We start from the raw sequence: 12,737 nt of genomic DNA, 5'->3' as shown, positions 1-12,737 counted from the left end.
GTCTGTGGGAGGACACCACGGATGGGTGAGTCAGTTCTGTCTCGGGCGGTGCGGATCCTTGAGGTGTTCACACCCGAGGAGCCGGCTCTCACCGTCTCCGAGATCTCCCGACGCACGGGACTGCACCTGGCGACCGCGTCGCGGTTGGTGGCCGAACTGGTCACGCACGGTTTCCTGGCACGGGACGCCGACCGCCGGGTGCGGGTCGGCATGCGGCTGTGGGAGCTCGGGACGCGGGCATCGCCCACCCTGTCGCTGCGGGACACGGCGATGCCCTTCCTGGAGGGCGTGCACGACGTGGTGGGGCACCACGTCCAACTCGCCGTGCTGGAGGGCGAGGAGGTGCTGTTCCTCGAACGGCTCTCGGCGCCGGGAGCGATCATCAACTTCACCCGGATCGCGGGCAGGTTGCCGCTGCATGTGTCGTCGAGTGGCCTGGTACTGCTCGCGCACGGTCCCGTCGCACTCCAGGAACGCATCCTCACCGGACCCTTGAAGGCGTACACGCCGCACACCATCACCACCCCCACCGCGCTGCGCTCCACCCTGGCGGCCGTCCGGCGCCAGGGTTACGCGTTCTGCCCGGGATATGTGCACGAGGACGCCCTCGGCATCGCCGCCCCGGTCCGTGGACGGCAGGGGGAGGTGGTGGCCGCGTTGTCGGTGATCGTCCCGAACGAGGCCGCGGCGGCCTCCGTCGTACCCGTGGTGCGGACCGCGGCGCGCGGCGTCTCCCGGGCCCTGACGGCTCGCGGCCTGCCCGGCTGAGGAATCCCGCACCTTCGTCTCTCATTGAATGAGAGTCCCCTCGGGCCTCCCACTCACTTCCGCGCATGCTTCCCGCAATCCGATGACGGGAGGCGACGACGTGGTCGTGACTCTGGAAATCTCCGCCAAGGAGACCGTGGCCGAGGGCGTGGTCGCACTGGACCTCGCGCATCCGGCGGGCGCGCGGCTGCCGGACTGGACTCCCGGCTCCCACATCGAAGTCGTGCTGCCCGGCGGGACGATGCGGCACTACTCGTTGTGCGGGAACCGGTGGGACGCCTACACCTACCGGATCGCCGTCCTGCGCGAGCCGCACGGACGCGGCGGATCGGCGTTCGTCCACGACACACTGCGCCCGGGCGACCGGATCGGTGTCGGCGGACCGCGCAACCACTTCCCGCTGGCGCCCTCGGAGAGGTACCTGTTCATCGCGGGCGGCGTCGGCATCACCCCGCTGCTGTCGATGGTCCAACAGGCCGAACTGCTGGGCGCGGAGTGGCAGTTGCTCTATGGCGGACGAACCCGGGCCTCCATGGCCTTCCACGAAGAGCTGACGGCCGCCCATGGCGAGCGGGTGCACCTCGCCCCTCAGGACGAGGTGGGACTGCTCGACCTCGCGTCCTGGCTCGGCACCTCGCCTTCAACTCCTTCGGACCCGTCAATGACCTGGTGAAGGCCGACGCCCACCGAGTGGCCGAGCTGTCGGCGTGGGTGAGGGCCCAGTGCGCCCGCGCGGCACTGGCCGAGGACGGGTTCGGGGCGAGGATCTGGGCCGCCGCCGACCGCGGGGACCTGACTCACGTGCAGGCGCCCCTGGTGGTGCGCTCCCTGCTCACCGCCGGCGTCGACACCACCGTGCACGGGCTGGCGGCCTGCCTGTACGCCTTCGCCACCCATCCCGAACAGTGGCAACGACTGCGGGAGCGGCCGGAGTTGGTACGGGTCGCCTTCGACGAGGCGGTGCGCTGGCAGTCGCCGGTGCAGACGTTCTTCCGTACCGCCACCACCGATGTGACCATTGCCGGCACCGTCGTCCCGGAGGGCACGAAGATCCTGATGTTCCTCGGCGCGGCCAACCGCGACCCCGACCGCTGGGACGATCCCGATCGCTTCGACCTCACCCGCGACCCGTCCGGGCATGTCGGCTTCGGCATGGGCATCCACCAGTGCGTCGGCCTGCACGTCGCCCGTCTGGAGGCCGAGGCCCTGCTGACCGCCCTCGCTCGTCGCGTCGCGCACATCGAACTCACCGCGAACCCGCGCCGACACCTCAACAACACCCTGCGCTCCTGGGCGTCCCTGCCCGTTCGCGTCCGTCCGGGGGGCGCTGAGTCGACGACGATCGCCCACATCAGTTCTCCCTCGTGATCCGCCTCCACGCCCTGTCGCCTCCGTGGGGGAGCGAAGGACAACGGCGTTGAGATACGCCTCACCTCCATGATCGAGGTGGCGGGCGTGGGAAGCCGGCGTGCGGGGCGTCAGCGATCTACCGGCACTACGCATAGGAGGAGGTCGTCACCGCGCACGACCTCGACCTCGCGGCAGCGGTCACGGGCCGGATCGCCGTCAGGTACGCGGGAACCGGGGCTCCCGCTCGGCGAGGTCGGCCGGCAACCCCCTGCCGTCCGCCGCCTCGACCAGTTCCTTCCAGCGCAGCAGCACCAGTGGGGAAGACCCGAACCCGCACTCACCGGCGCCGACCCGCAGAGCGATCCGGTCCGTTGCGGCAGCGGCGGGCGGTCGCCGAGGGTCGGCGGCAGCAGGGCCAGCAGAACGGGGTGGCGTTCCAGGAGCTGCTCGTCGCTCAGGCCCCTCCTGCGGCCTTCCATCAGTTCGGCGAGCGCTTCGCCCGCCGCGGTGGCGCCGCTGCCCGCGCCGAGCAGTGCGCCAGCCAGGTACTCCTGGGCGTGCAGCGAAGAGAGCACCTGCCGACCCCACGCGATGGCGTCAAGGAGTTGGCCGCTGAGCATGTCGCCAGGCGGCGGAAAGTCGGCCGGCTGCCGGTCCACGTTCGCCATCAGGTCGACGGCCAGCAGTGGGAGCGCGGAACGCAGCCGTCCGATCCGCCAGGCGGACGCGCCCGCCCGGCGGGCCCCCGGTGCCGGGTTGATGAAGTCCAGGACCGGGTGGGCGGATGGGATGGCGCCCAGCAGTTGCAGATCGGCGGCGGCCCGTCCGTCCACGATGGTCACCACCGGCGATGTCGGGGGCGAGGGTGAGGCTGTGGGGCATCGGGGCCACTCACAGGTTCTCCAGCAGCTGGAGCACCCCGGGCAGCGTCTCGGCGACCGGACCGGGGTCCAGCAAGCGCGCTCCGCGCAAGGGCCGGGCCGCCATCGCGGTGATAGGCCGGGCCTGGAACAGCCACAGCTTCCCGGCGGCGTCGAATCCGAACTCCATGTCCTGGGGGCCGCCGAATGCCCGCTCGGTCTTCTTGGCCAGGTCCACCAGCCGCACTTGGCGCCGATGGGAGCAGGAGTCCTCCGGAACCAGGGCATGGCACATTTGGCGCGACGTGTGCTCTGTTCCGTCGTGAACGGTGCCGCACCGTCCGCTCACGCATCGCTCACGCAAGAAGGCTGGTTGAACAGCTCTTTCAATGCGGCCGAGAGAGGAGCACCCGATCGGAGCCGGTGTCCGCGAGGAGCCGTGCGGTCTGCGGGGAGGGGTGGTGCAGCTGCAGGGACGCACGGGCCTCGGCGGCGTGCCGCGACGCGTCGAGGAAGACGCTCAGGCCGCTGCCGTCACAGAGGCCGACGGTGGTCAGGTCGATGTCGATGACGGTGATGCCGTCATACAGGCACTGCTCCAGCGCGGCCTGCACCTGGGGCGCGGTGGCCGGGTCGATCTCACCGGCCAGGGTGATCAGCGCTCGTGTGCCCCGGTCGTGCCGGTAGATGTTCAGCTGCGGAAGAGTCATGACGCCTCGGATCGTTGGCCCGTCGGGCTCCTGTCACCTGTGGTGCTGCGGCGTGCCGCGTCCGCGGCGGACGGGCAGGGCGGCGCTGTACCGGTACAGGGCGATTCTGTCGGTCTGCTGGAGGTTGAGCCGGTGGATCACGTATGCCGCCGCTGCGATGAGGACGATGAAGGCGGTGGCCGTCAGGAAGGTGTTCATGGCTGCCGCCTCACATGCCGACGATCAGGCGACTGGGCGGACCGGGCTGTTCCGGGACGGCCACCGCGGAGACGCCGTGCCGGGCCTCGTCCGCGGCGATGAGCGCGCTCGCGGTCAGAGGCGGGCCGTCGCGGTCGGACGCGGCGGCCATCAGCCGGGCCGCCGGTTCCGCCCCGGTCTCCGGCGGGATGATCAGCAGGTCCCAGCGGCCGGTGCCGTAGGAGAGGAGCAACAGCTTGTGCGGGTCGATCTCCGGGGTGAACCAGCCGACCCTGACGACGTGGCCGTGCACGGGAACCTCGCGGGGGATGACCGGCCAGTGCTCCGGGTTGACGGCGATACGGGTGATGCGGCCCCACAAAGGGTCCAACACGTCGGTCAGTGCGGGCAGTTCGCGAAGCAGATCCCGGGAACGGGGCCACCAGGCACCGTCCAGGAGGCCATGGGAGGCGCCTTCGCTCTTCAGGGCGAGACGTACGTCCGGGGCTGCGACGGGCACGGGATGCGGCAGGGTGGGGTACAAGGTCGCCGACATGATGCCGACCCGTCTCCGGGCCACCTCTGCGGCAGCCCGGGTTTCATCTCTCGCCGAGGACGACCCGGCGTGGAAGCCGGTGTGCGAAATGCCCTGGGTAGTGTCCACACTACTCCGCGCACCGGAACAGCGCGGAGCAGTGGCCGTCCAGAGGTGGAGCAGTCGCTGGGTGATCTCCCGGTACTGCCGCAGTGCGAGCCGGAGATCGTCGGACTGTGTGTCGGGATCCTGGTCCTGCCACCCGGCGCGCAGGACACGCCGCCGTTCCGCGAGGGCGTTTGCGAGCTGGGCGGTGGCTTCGTCGTAGGCGCTCTCGGCCTCTTCCAGCGCCTCGCGTGGGGTGTCGGCGAAGGTGTGAGGGCGTGCCGGAGGCGCTGGAGGATCTTGTCCTGTCCGTCCGACGGGAGCAGCGGTTCCGGGCCCGGCCTGCGGCGCTCGGCGGGGCGCAGGGCTTGGCCCGTGGGCTCCGGGCGCGCGTCTGGTCGTACATCATCGAGTGCTTCCGTTCCGCCTGAAGGCGTCCTCGGTCTTCTCGACGGCCTGTTTCAGGCTTACGGAGTCCCGGTCGGTCCTGCCCCGGCGTCGCAGTCGCCTGTTGCGGGTGACCCGGCCGAGCTCTTCGGTGACCCTGCCCCTCATCGTCTACGTCTGGTTCCTGACGGTCCGTGAAACGGTCATGCCGGCCTCGCTGTTGTCCGGTGGGTGGGTTCTCGCGGGCTCCGGGCGGGGTGGGTCGGCGGAATCTTCGCCGTGTGTTCCGGAGTCGCACGGCCCCGCACCGTGCTGCCGGTCCGTGTCGACGCGGTGGCCACGTGATCCGGGCCGCCTGGTCACGACCGGAGCGGTGACGCAGGCAGTCACACCCCCGCCGCCGGCCGGCTGGGCCGTCCGGCATCGGCGTCGCACGGCTAGGAGGCGTGGTCGGCTTGTTCCGCCGCCATGAGAGCGGTCGCTGTCGACCGCGGGGCGGTGCTCGCGCCTGCCACGGCCATCAGCCGGGCAGCCGAGGGGGCGGTGGTCTCCGGGGGAACCACCAGGAGGTCCCAGCGGCCCGACGTACCGGACAGCAGCAGGATCTTGTGCGGATCCAGCTCCGTGGTGAACCAACCGACCCTCACCACATGGCCGTTGACGTAGATCCTGGGCGGAATCACCGGCCAGTAGCGGGGGTTGACGGCGATACGGGTGATCCGTCCCCACAGCGGGTCCAGCACGTCGGCCAGCGCGGGGAGTTCGTGGGTCAGGTCACGTGAGCGGGGCCACCACGCGCCGTCCAGTTCGACACGGCTCGGAGAAGGGTTCACGGGTTTGAGGGCGAGACGCGCGGTCGGTGCCCTGAAGGGCACGGCGCGCGGCAGGAGAAGGTCGGTGGTCGCGGACATCGTGCGAACCCGTCCCCGGACCTCTGCGCGTGAGCAGTTGTCCGGTGTCGTTGCTCACCAGGAACGACACCGGCAACGGGGCCGGTGCACGAAGTACTCCCGATGCCTTGACGCTACTCCTCGAAGAGGCCGGACGGACCGCTGGTCGTTCCCCTTGGGCACGGAACCACGGACCGGATCTTTCCCCCTGCTCCGGCGTGACCCGCGGTCGCCGTGTGTGACCAGCGAGCGTTCCGGCCGCTGCGGGTCCGCGGAGTACCGTGAAACGAGGAAGTCACTTCATATCTCTCGCAGACAGGCGAGCGTCATGTCCGACTCCGGTTCCCCGCGGGTGACCCGGCTCCTGCCGGACTCCGTCCACCAAGCCGTGAAACCCGGGACGGCCGTCGTACGGCTGGAGACGACGCACGACCGCCGGGGCCTTCTCGACGGAGCGTGGTGGCCGCGCTCCCGTGACATCTCCACGGAGCTTCCCGCCCTGATCACCGCGCTCACCGACTACCTGGGTCCGATCACACGGGTCGGCCTGGACGCCGCAGCCTGGGACGCGCTGCCGACCCGGCTGGTCATCGAGGACCGGGTCGTCCGCATCGACTCCTTCCCGGTCGGCGACGACACCGTCCTGGTCACCCGGGGCGAGGCGGACCACTTCTCCCTCCTCGTGGTCCCGCCGCAGACGGCACCGGACACGGCCCGCGCCGCGATGGCCGAAGCGGTACGCGCCGACAACCTCACGCAGGCCGAGCAGATCCTCATCGACACCGGCACCGGATGGGCCGCGCCGAGGACGTGACGGCGGTCAGCTGTGGTGATCCCGGAGCTCGGCCGTCGCGGGGGCCGGGATGACCGCGGTGTCGAAGTCGCCCGCGATGATCTGCGCGGCGAGCTCCGACAGGCGCAGGTGACGGGCGCGGGCGTACGACCGGAACGCATCGAAGGCGTCGTCGACGGAGGTGCTCCAGCGCTCCGCCAGGACGCCGTTGACCTGCTCGACCAGGATGCGGGAGGTCAGCGCGTTCTCCAGCCGGTTGTTCTCGACGTACGACTGCTCCAGCGTGCGCTGCTGAAGGATCGCGATCGTGGCCACGTCGGCGAGTGCCTGGGCGAGCGCGATGTCGTCCTCGCCGAGCTTCCGCGGAGTGTTCTGGCAGAGATGGAGGGTGCCGACGACGCGGTTGCGCAGGCGCAGCGGGATGGCGTGGGTGGCCGCGTGCCCCGTTTCGCGGGCGCGGGCGGCGAAGCGCGGCCAGTCGGTGGCCGACTCCGGCCGCGCCAGGTCGATGTTGGTGCGGGCGGCGCCGGTGCGGTAACACTCGACGGACGGGCCCTGGTCGTGCTGGAGCGCGAAGAGTTCCAGCAGGCGGGCGTGCTCGTCCGAGGCGGCGACGATCTGCAGTTCGCCCTGCGTGTCGGCGAGCAGGGTCCCGGCCGCCGACACGTCGAGCAGCTCCAGGCAGCGCGCGGACAGCCGGTGCAGCAGGTCGATGACGTCGAAGTCCTCGACGAGGGAGTCCGCGACCTCCACGAAGCTCTCGGCCAGACGTCGCTCGCGGGCCATGGCACTCACCCCGTTCCACCGTCGGGCGAGTACGGCCCGTCCCCATCGTCGTCGAAGTCGTCGTTGAAGCGCAGCCTGCGGGCAACCACGTCCGCCGCGATCTCGCCGAGGAGGCGCCCACCGCTGTACGCGTGGGCGCGCAGCCGCAGGAGGCCCTCCTCCATGGACACTGATCATCCCCGTGCTCTGGTGCACGACCGCGCGGCGCAGCCCCGCCGGCGGCTCCAGGGAAATGCCGAACCCGGGAATGCGCCCGTCCCCGCCACGTGAGCCGCCGTCCACGAAAGCGCTGGTCAGCACGGATGTCAGAGCGGTTGCGCCCGAGTACTGCTGATCACTCAGCCGCCGACCCCCGTCGCACGACGCGGTCAGTTCCCCGACCCGGATCGGCGACGGGCGAGCCCGTGCGGGTCGTGTACGGACCCGGGCCCTCACCCGGCGTGAACCGAAGCTCCTCGAACCGCGCGCTCAGCTCGGAATGGGACCGCCTACTTCGCCCAGGCTCAGCGACCGCAGGACCTCGGCCATGCCATCGCTGATCACCGGTCTCCGCCCGCGCCGACTGCGGGACTTCAGGGCGGGGCGCCGTCGGCTTCCGCCGTACATCACGCGGGCCGGGTGCGCCCCCGCACGGTCCGCGGGTACGCCCTGCCAGGCGTCCTCGGTGCTCGCGTACCGCGGGAAACGGTCCTGCAGTCCGCCGGCCCGGAACACGAGACTCGCGCCTGGCCGGTGGTGCACGACCCGCATCCACCCGAGCCGCCCATGACAGTCCTCCCACGCCGCGCACAGCGGATCCAGCGCGCTCCCGTCCATGAACGGGACACCGCGCAGATCTACGACGAGGAGCAGCCGCCCGCTGCCGAAACTCGTCGCACAGGTCGGGACGCGACTTCACGTACCCCATCCCCTCCGTCACCGGCGTGGATTTCGCCTTGCGCAGGGCCTCTGTTGCGCGGAACTGGACAGCACGGAGAGGGCCGGGGCCACGGGTGGGCCGTATGACGAGCCTACTGCCCGCAGGAATCGGCCGATCGGCCTTTCTCCAGGCATCCACGAGGGCGGTCGAAAGTGTCGCCCCCGGTCGGTTCCTGACGGAATCGAGAGCGAAGGTGCAAGAGAGTGGTGCGGGCTGCCGGTGCTATCGGACGGGGCGACGACGGGAGCGCTGGGACCAGCGCGCGGCGGTGAGAGCCAGCGCGGCCACGAGGACCACGATGCCGATGATCAGCAGGTAGCTCAGCCCATCCGCTGCGACCCCGATGATTCCCAGCACGACAGCGACCAGAACGAGAAACAGCAAGAGAGCCATGACGCGAACACCTCCCTGGGGCCTTGGGCGGCTGAGCGCCGGACGGTCAGCGGCGCGCGAGTTGCCGCTCGCCGCCTGCGCCCGTCCGGTAGGGCATGTCGTAGTGCTGGAAGATCGCTTCCTCCGACTCGACGGGCAGGATGTCGTCCACGCCGAGCGAAGGCGCCTTTTTCACCAGCGCCTTGGCGTAGGAGACCTTGACGTAGCCGGGCCCGAGGGTCACCTCGTCGAGGGGTACGAAGGCCAGGCGGTGGCGGGTGGGGAGCCCGGTGCGAACCGTGGCCATGGCCGGTTCGTCGGTGGCGGTGTCGACGTAGACCGCTTCGAATATGCCGATCTTGTGGCCCTTCGGATCGACGACGCTACAGTTGCGCCACTCGCGGATATCGGCTGCATGGATCATGGCCTGCCTCCCGAGCCGTCGATCCGGGCCGGTACGCCCTGTGTCCTCCCAGGTTAATCCGGGAATCTCCGCGTCGCGCCCGCGCGTGGCGCATATTGAGAACGAGCCGACGGGCAGGCGCCGAGAAGACGGGGGACCCGCTCCACGGAGAGCCGGCGCTGGTGCCGTCGTAGCCCCACACCGTCGTGCTGGTGAGGGCCGTGCGGTCTGCGCGGCGGCAGCTGCGGGGCTGTACGTCAGCACCGACCGCCGGGGTCGGAAGGAAGGGCCGGGTCGGTCGGCTGTTCGGTGCGGCGTGCTGCGGTGATCGGACGAACTGCTCCTGGACAGCAGCCCATTGAGGACCGTAGTGCTCGCGCCGTCGTGGCGGGCGACAGCAAGGGCGTACTCGGGGCCGGAGCACCGCATCAGCCCGCGCCCGCGTCCGAGGTCGAGGAGGTGTCCGTCAATTCCCGTCGGCCCATTGAGCATTGAGGCCAGCCGGGTGGTGTCGAATCGACGTGGGTACCACCCGGGGCGCATGTGGTCAGCGCCTGAAAGCTTCCTTGGCCTTGTCTCCGGCCTGCTTCAGGCTTCCGGAGGCACGGTCGGTCCTGCCTTCGCGCTGTAGTCGCTGGTTGCGGGTGGTCCGGCCGATGCGTTCGGTGATCCGACCCTTGAATTGCTGTGTCTTGTACTTGATCGTCTGTCCAACGCTCACGACTGCTCTGTGTCGGATCAGCAGAAGGGAAGAATCCAGAACATCGCCGGGCCTCCAGATCGCGGGGATTTCCTGATTCCGCGGGGTCCGGGCGAAGCAGAAAGGTGGAATGCGTCGCCCGAGTGATCCGGAGCGGCATGGCCTACGCCGTGCTGTCAGTCAATGCGTGGCGACTTCCCTTGTCAACGCGGAGTCGGCACTGGGGAGTTCTGCGGGCTGGGCAGGGACCGCCGGGACAGACAAAGCCTCGGCGGGAGTGTCGACGGGTTCGGCCGGCGCCGCCGGCAGGATGTGGTCCTCCCACCAGGACAGGCCCATCACGGTGGCGAGCAGGACGAAGGGGACCGAAGCTGGCACGATCAGCGCGTACATGTGTACCGCCTGTTGTGGGATGCGGCGGCGGGCAGCAGAAGGGTGCCCGCATGGAGCGCATCGAGGCTGCGCCGGGATCGCGTAGCGACGGCGAGTGCAGGAGCGGCCCGTTGGCGGACGCGGCAGGTTCCGGCACCGATGCGCAGGTGCGCCCTCGAAGGGACGCGAGAGGTGATCGACGCTGCCGGGGGCTCGGGCCGTACCGCGCACGCTAGCCCTCGCCACACCCCCTGAACAGACGGCAAGTGGCCATCCGTTCCCAGCGGAAGACGCTGACGTGGGCCGCTGTCCGCGACCTCTGGGGAGAGCTACGCTGTGCGCACAGGCCCCGGCCCCCGGCAGTGATGCCTTGTTCTGCTCCGGGGAGGCCCGCCGTGTTCGTATCGCTTCTCGTCCTCATCGTGGTCTTGTTCGGCCTCGGCTTCCTCAGCCCTCTCTGGTGGGTGGCCGCAGCCGTGTTGGCCTACGGCGCCACCCGCCACGGCCGCGATCGAGGGGGAGGCTGGATCCGCGGCGACGGTTCCGATCTCACGGATTACCGGGACTACGAGAACAGCCGGGACCGTCAGGACCGCTGGAACCGTCGCTACAGCCGACGGAACCGGGCGCGCTGGCGGCGTGAGGACCGCCGCGACCATGAACGCCGCGGTTGACCGATGAAGTTGTCCGACATCCAGAGGCTCCGGGGCGGCTTCGGCCAGGCCCGGACGTGCCGAGATCGTGGAGAGGGTGCGTGCCATGCATCGCACGACCATGCTCCCAGAGGACGGATGGCATTTGGCGGCCGGGGCGCTGACAGGGAATGCGGTCGGTCAGGACGTCGAGGCACTGCGCGCCGAGAACGATCAGCTGCGGCGGGCGCTGGCCGGCCGGGCGGTGATCGACCAGGCACGCGGCATGGTGATGGTCCTGGCGCCGTGTTCCAGCGAGCGGGCGTGGGATCTGCTGGTGGGCGTGTCGCAGCACTGCAACATCAAGCTGCGGGACGTGGCCGCCGCCCTGGTCGCCACCACACGGGACGAGACGCTCCCGGAACCGATACAGCGGGAGCTGCGCCGGGAGCTGCGGCGCCTTCACGCGGCGGACCGCGGGTGACGGAGTGCGCGTCCGCCGGACGGCACGGGGAGCTGTGCACTCAATCCTCCGGTGCCTTCGTCCAGGTCACGCGCTGTCGGGCAGCGGAAAGGGCAGGCTGGTGTGCGCGGTGCCCGAAGCGCCGGAGGGTGCCGTGACGGGTGTCGCCGAGGTCGCGCTGAGGGCGAGGAGCGCGACGTCGTCGGCGGGTCCCGCGGGGAAGGTGTCCAGCAGCGAGGTGAGGTCGCTGATGATCGCGGCGGCCCCGAGGGCCCGGTTCGTGGCGGCATGGTGGGTGAGGTGGGCGGCCAGGCCGCTCTCGCCGAACCGGGCGCCTCGGGCGGTGCGGGCCTCGGTGAGTCCGTTGCTGTAGAGGAAGAGCGCCTCGCCGGGCAGGAGTCGAACGGCTCGGGAGACGAAGTCCGCGTGGCGCAGCGCGCCGACGAGCATCCCTCCGGCCAGGCTCACCGGCTCGGTGCGGGCGGCCGCCCGGTCGGACCCGTCGCGCCGGGCGGGGCGCAGATGGTGGGCCGGGAGATGGCCGCCGCCGGCCAGGGTGAGGACGAAACCGCCCGTGGGCTCGGGGGCGAGGGTGCCGAAGACCAGAGTGCAGAAACCGGTGCCGTCGGACGATGCCGACAGCAGTTCGGAGTTCAGCGCCCGCAGTACGGCACACGGGTCGCGCTCCAGCAGGGCAGTGGTGCGCAGGGTGTAGCGGATCAGCGAGGTGAGCGCGGCGGCGGGTGCGCCCCGGCCGCTGACGTCACCGAGGAAGAACGCCCACCGCTCGGCGCCGAGCGGGAAGACGTCGTAGAAGTCGCCGCCGACGTCGTGGACCGAGGCGGTGCTGTAGTGGCAGGCGGCTTCCAGTCCGGGCACTTCCGGCAGTGCCGGGGGCAGCAGGGTGCGTTGCAGGGTGGATGCGTACGCGGCGATCTCCGACCGGTCCCGCTCGGCGCGTCGGCGTGCCGCGTGCTCGACCTCCACCAGTTCCCGCTCCACACGGAGCATGCGCAGCGCGGACAGCCGCAGTTCGAGTTCGTCCATCACCAGCGCGGCCAGGTCGGTCAGGGCGGTGGCCTGGTCCGGTGTGACGCGGCGCGGTCTGGTGTCCAGGACGTCCACGGTGCCCAGCCGGTGGCCGTCGCCGGTGGTGATCGGGGCCGCGGCGTAGAAGCGCACCCGGGCCGGACCGGTCACCAGACAGTGGGCGCGGGCGACCGGGTCGTCGAGGGTGTCGGGCACGACCAGAGGGCCGCCGGCGAGGATCGCCGAGGTGCACAGACCCGGGTCCCGGCCGATCTGTGTGACCCCCGCCAGGCCGTACACGGCCTTGAACCAGACCCGGTCGGTGTCCACGATCGTCACCGTGGCGGCCGGAGCGTCGAACAGGCGGGCGGCCAGCGCGGCGATCCGGTCGAAGGCACCGTCGGGCGGGGTGTCCAGGATGTCGTAACGACGCACCGCGGCGATCCGCCGCGCCTCCTGCTCGGGAGACAGATCCACCCGCTCCTC

The 12,737-nt window shown here is 70.7% G+C and carries 20 protein-coding genes and 1 pseudogene; 7 read left to right on the top strand and 14 right to left on the bottom strand.

What is annotated here, in order from left to right:
• Window positions 1–21: 21 nt before the first annotated feature.
• From OHU89_RS02950 to OHU89_RS02940, 3 genes and pseudogenes are all read left to right on the top strand, one after another.
• On the top strand, window positions 22–768 hold the full coding sequence (locus OHU89_RS02950) for an IclR family transcriptional regulator (protein WP_405639518.1): 747 nt from the start codon (window positions 22–24) through the stop codon (window positions 766–768).
• A gap of 82 nt (window positions 769–850) precedes the next feature.
• Window positions 851–1,408: pseudogene (locus OHU89_RS02945) on the top strand (ferredoxin reductase); the annotation flags it as partial.
• Between the two features lie 29 nt (window positions 1,409–1,437).
• A complete protein-coding gene (locus OHU89_RS02940) occupies window positions 1,438–2,136 on the top strand; it encodes a cytochrome P450 (protein ID WP_405639516.1) in 699 nt (232 codons plus the stop codon).
• A 110-nt stretch (window positions 2,137–2,246) separates the two neighbouring features.
• Here the strand turns inward: OHU89_RS02940 and OHU89_RS02935 are convergent, their stop codons facing one another.
• From OHU89_RS02935 to OHU89_RS02915, 5 genes are all read right to left on the bottom strand, one after another.
• Window positions 2,247–2,960, bottom strand: coding sequence for a hypothetical protein (locus tag OHU89_RS02935; RefSeq protein ID WP_405639514.1), 714 nt, complete (start codon window positions 2,958–2,960; stop codon window positions 2,247–2,249).
• Window positions 2,961–3,009: 49 nt separating this feature from the next.
• A complete protein-coding gene (locus OHU89_RS02930) occupies window positions 3,010–3,273 on the bottom strand; it encodes a PEP/pyruvate-binding domain-containing protein (RefSeq protein WP_405639512.1) in 264 nt (87 codons plus the stop codon).
• Between the two features lie 91 nt (window positions 3,274–3,364).
• Entirely contained in the window at window positions 3,365–3,688 is a 324-nt protein-coding gene (locus OHU89_RS02925) for an STAS domain-containing protein (protein WP_405639510.1), read from the bottom strand.
• A gap of 33 nt (window positions 3,689–3,721) precedes the next feature.
• Window positions 3,722–3,886, bottom strand: a complete 165-nt coding sequence (locus tag OHU89_RS02920) for a hypothetical protein (RefSeq protein WP_405639508.1) — start codon at window positions 3,884–3,886, stop codon at window positions 3,722–3,724.
• A gap of 10 nt (window positions 3,887–3,896) precedes the next feature.
• Window positions 3,897–4,529, bottom strand: coding sequence for a DUF5994 family protein (locus OHU89_RS02915; RefSeq protein WP_405639506.1), 633 nt, complete (start codon window positions 4,527–4,529; stop codon window positions 3,897–3,899).
• Window positions 4,530–4,783: 254 nt separating this feature from the next.
• On the opposite strand from OHU89_RS02915, the gene OHU89_RS02910 reads away from it, so the two are divergent.
• Window positions 4,784–4,936 (top strand): hypothetical protein, encoded by a 153-nt coding sequence (locus OHU89_RS02910; protein WP_405639504.1) that lies wholly within the window; start codon window positions 4,784–4,786, stop codon window positions 4,934–4,936.
• A gap of 393 nt (window positions 4,937–5,329) precedes the next feature.
• On the opposite strand, the gene OHU89_RS02905 is transcribed toward OHU89_RS02910, so the two are convergent.
• A complete protein-coding gene (locus tag OHU89_RS02905) occupies window positions 5,330–5,803 on the bottom strand; it encodes a DUF5994 family protein (protein WP_405639502.1) in 474 nt (157 codons plus the stop codon).
• A gap of 307 nt (window positions 5,804–6,110) precedes the next feature.
• Between OHU89_RS02905 and OHU89_RS02900 the strand changes: the two genes are divergently transcribed.
• Window positions 6,111–6,596 (top strand): DUF5994 family protein, encoded by a 486-nt coding sequence (locus tag OHU89_RS02900; RefSeq protein WP_405639500.1) that lies wholly within the window; start codon window positions 6,111–6,113, stop codon window positions 6,594–6,596.
• Between the two features lie 6 nt (window positions 6,597–6,602).
• Here the strand turns inward: OHU89_RS02900 and OHU89_RS02895 are convergent, their stop codons facing one another.
• The 7 genes from OHU89_RS02895 to OHU89_RS02865 all read right to left on the bottom strand — a co-directional run bounded on the left by OHU89_RS02895 (window position 6,603) and on the right by OHU89_RS02865 (window position 10,133).
• Window positions 6,603–7,361, bottom strand: coding sequence for a GAF domain-containing protein (locus OHU89_RS02895; protein ID WP_405639498.1), 759 nt, complete (start codon window positions 7,359–7,361; stop codon window positions 6,603–6,605).
• Window positions 7,362–7,366: 5 nt separating this feature from the next.
• A complete protein-coding gene (locus OHU89_RS02890) occupies window positions 7,367–7,525 on the bottom strand; it encodes a hypothetical protein (RefSeq protein ID WP_405639496.1) in 159 nt (52 codons plus the stop codon).
• A 304-nt stretch (window positions 7,526–7,829) separates the two neighbouring features.
• Window positions 7,830–8,177, bottom strand: a complete 348-nt coding sequence (locus tag OHU89_RS02885; RefSeq protein WP_405639494.1) for a hypothetical protein — start codon at window positions 8,175–8,177, stop codon at window positions 7,830–7,832.
• A gap of 325 nt (window positions 8,178–8,502) precedes the next feature.
• On the bottom strand, window positions 8,503–8,673 hold the full coding sequence (locus tag OHU89_RS02880; protein ID WP_266898094.1) for a hypothetical protein: 171 nt from the start codon (window positions 8,671–8,673) through the stop codon (window positions 8,503–8,505).
• 46 nt (window positions 8,674–8,719) lie between these two features.
• A complete protein-coding gene (locus OHU89_RS02875; protein ID WP_405639492.1) occupies window positions 8,720–9,076 on the bottom strand; it encodes a PRC-barrel domain-containing protein in 357 nt (118 codons plus the stop codon).
• Between the two features lie 526 nt (window positions 9,077–9,602).
• Window positions 9,603–9,776 (bottom strand): CsbD family protein, encoded by a 174-nt coding sequence (locus tag OHU89_RS02870; protein ID WP_267016922.1) that lies wholly within the window; start codon window positions 9,774–9,776, stop codon window positions 9,603–9,605.
• 159 nt (window positions 9,777–9,935) lie between these two features.
• Window positions 9,936–10,133, bottom strand: coding sequence for a hypothetical protein (locus OHU89_RS02865; RefSeq protein ID WP_405639490.1), 198 nt, complete (start codon window positions 10,131–10,133; stop codon window positions 9,936–9,938).
• A gap of 389 nt (window positions 10,134–10,522) precedes the next feature.
• Here OHU89_RS02865 and OHU89_RS02860 point away from each other — a divergent pair, with 389 nt between their 5' ends.
• Together OHU89_RS02860 and OHU89_RS02855 are read left to right on the top strand one after the other, a co-directional pair.
• On the top strand, window positions 10,523–10,801 hold the full coding sequence (locus OHU89_RS02860; protein ID WP_405639488.1) for a hypothetical protein: 279 nt from the start codon (window positions 10,523–10,525) through the stop codon (window positions 10,799–10,801).
• Window positions 10,802–10,886: 85 nt separating this feature from the next.
• Window positions 10,887–11,243, top strand: coding sequence for an ANTAR domain-containing protein (locus tag OHU89_RS02855; protein ID WP_405639486.1), 357 nt, complete (start codon window positions 10,887–10,889; stop codon window positions 11,241–11,243).
• Between the two features lie 66 nt (window positions 11,244–11,309).
• Here the strand turns inward: OHU89_RS02855 and OHU89_RS02850 are convergent, their stop codons facing one another.
• Window positions 11,310–12,728: a PP2C family protein-serine/threonine phosphatase gene (locus OHU89_RS02850; protein WP_405639484.1), complete on the bottom strand. Its 1,419-nt coding sequence runs from the start codon at window positions 12,726–12,728 to the stop codon at window positions 11,310–11,312.
• Window positions 12,729–12,737 lie beyond the last annotated feature (9 nt).

Origin of the sequence: Streptomyces sp. NBC_00019, assembly GCF_045041015.1 — a bacterium.
In the GTDB taxonomy this organism is placed as follows: domain Bacteria; phylum Actinomycetota; class Actinomycetes; order Streptomycetales; family Streptomycetaceae; genus Streptomyces.
The sequence above is the reverse complement of the archived record's forward strand: the minus strand, read 5'-3'. Positions and strand labels throughout refer to the sequence as shown.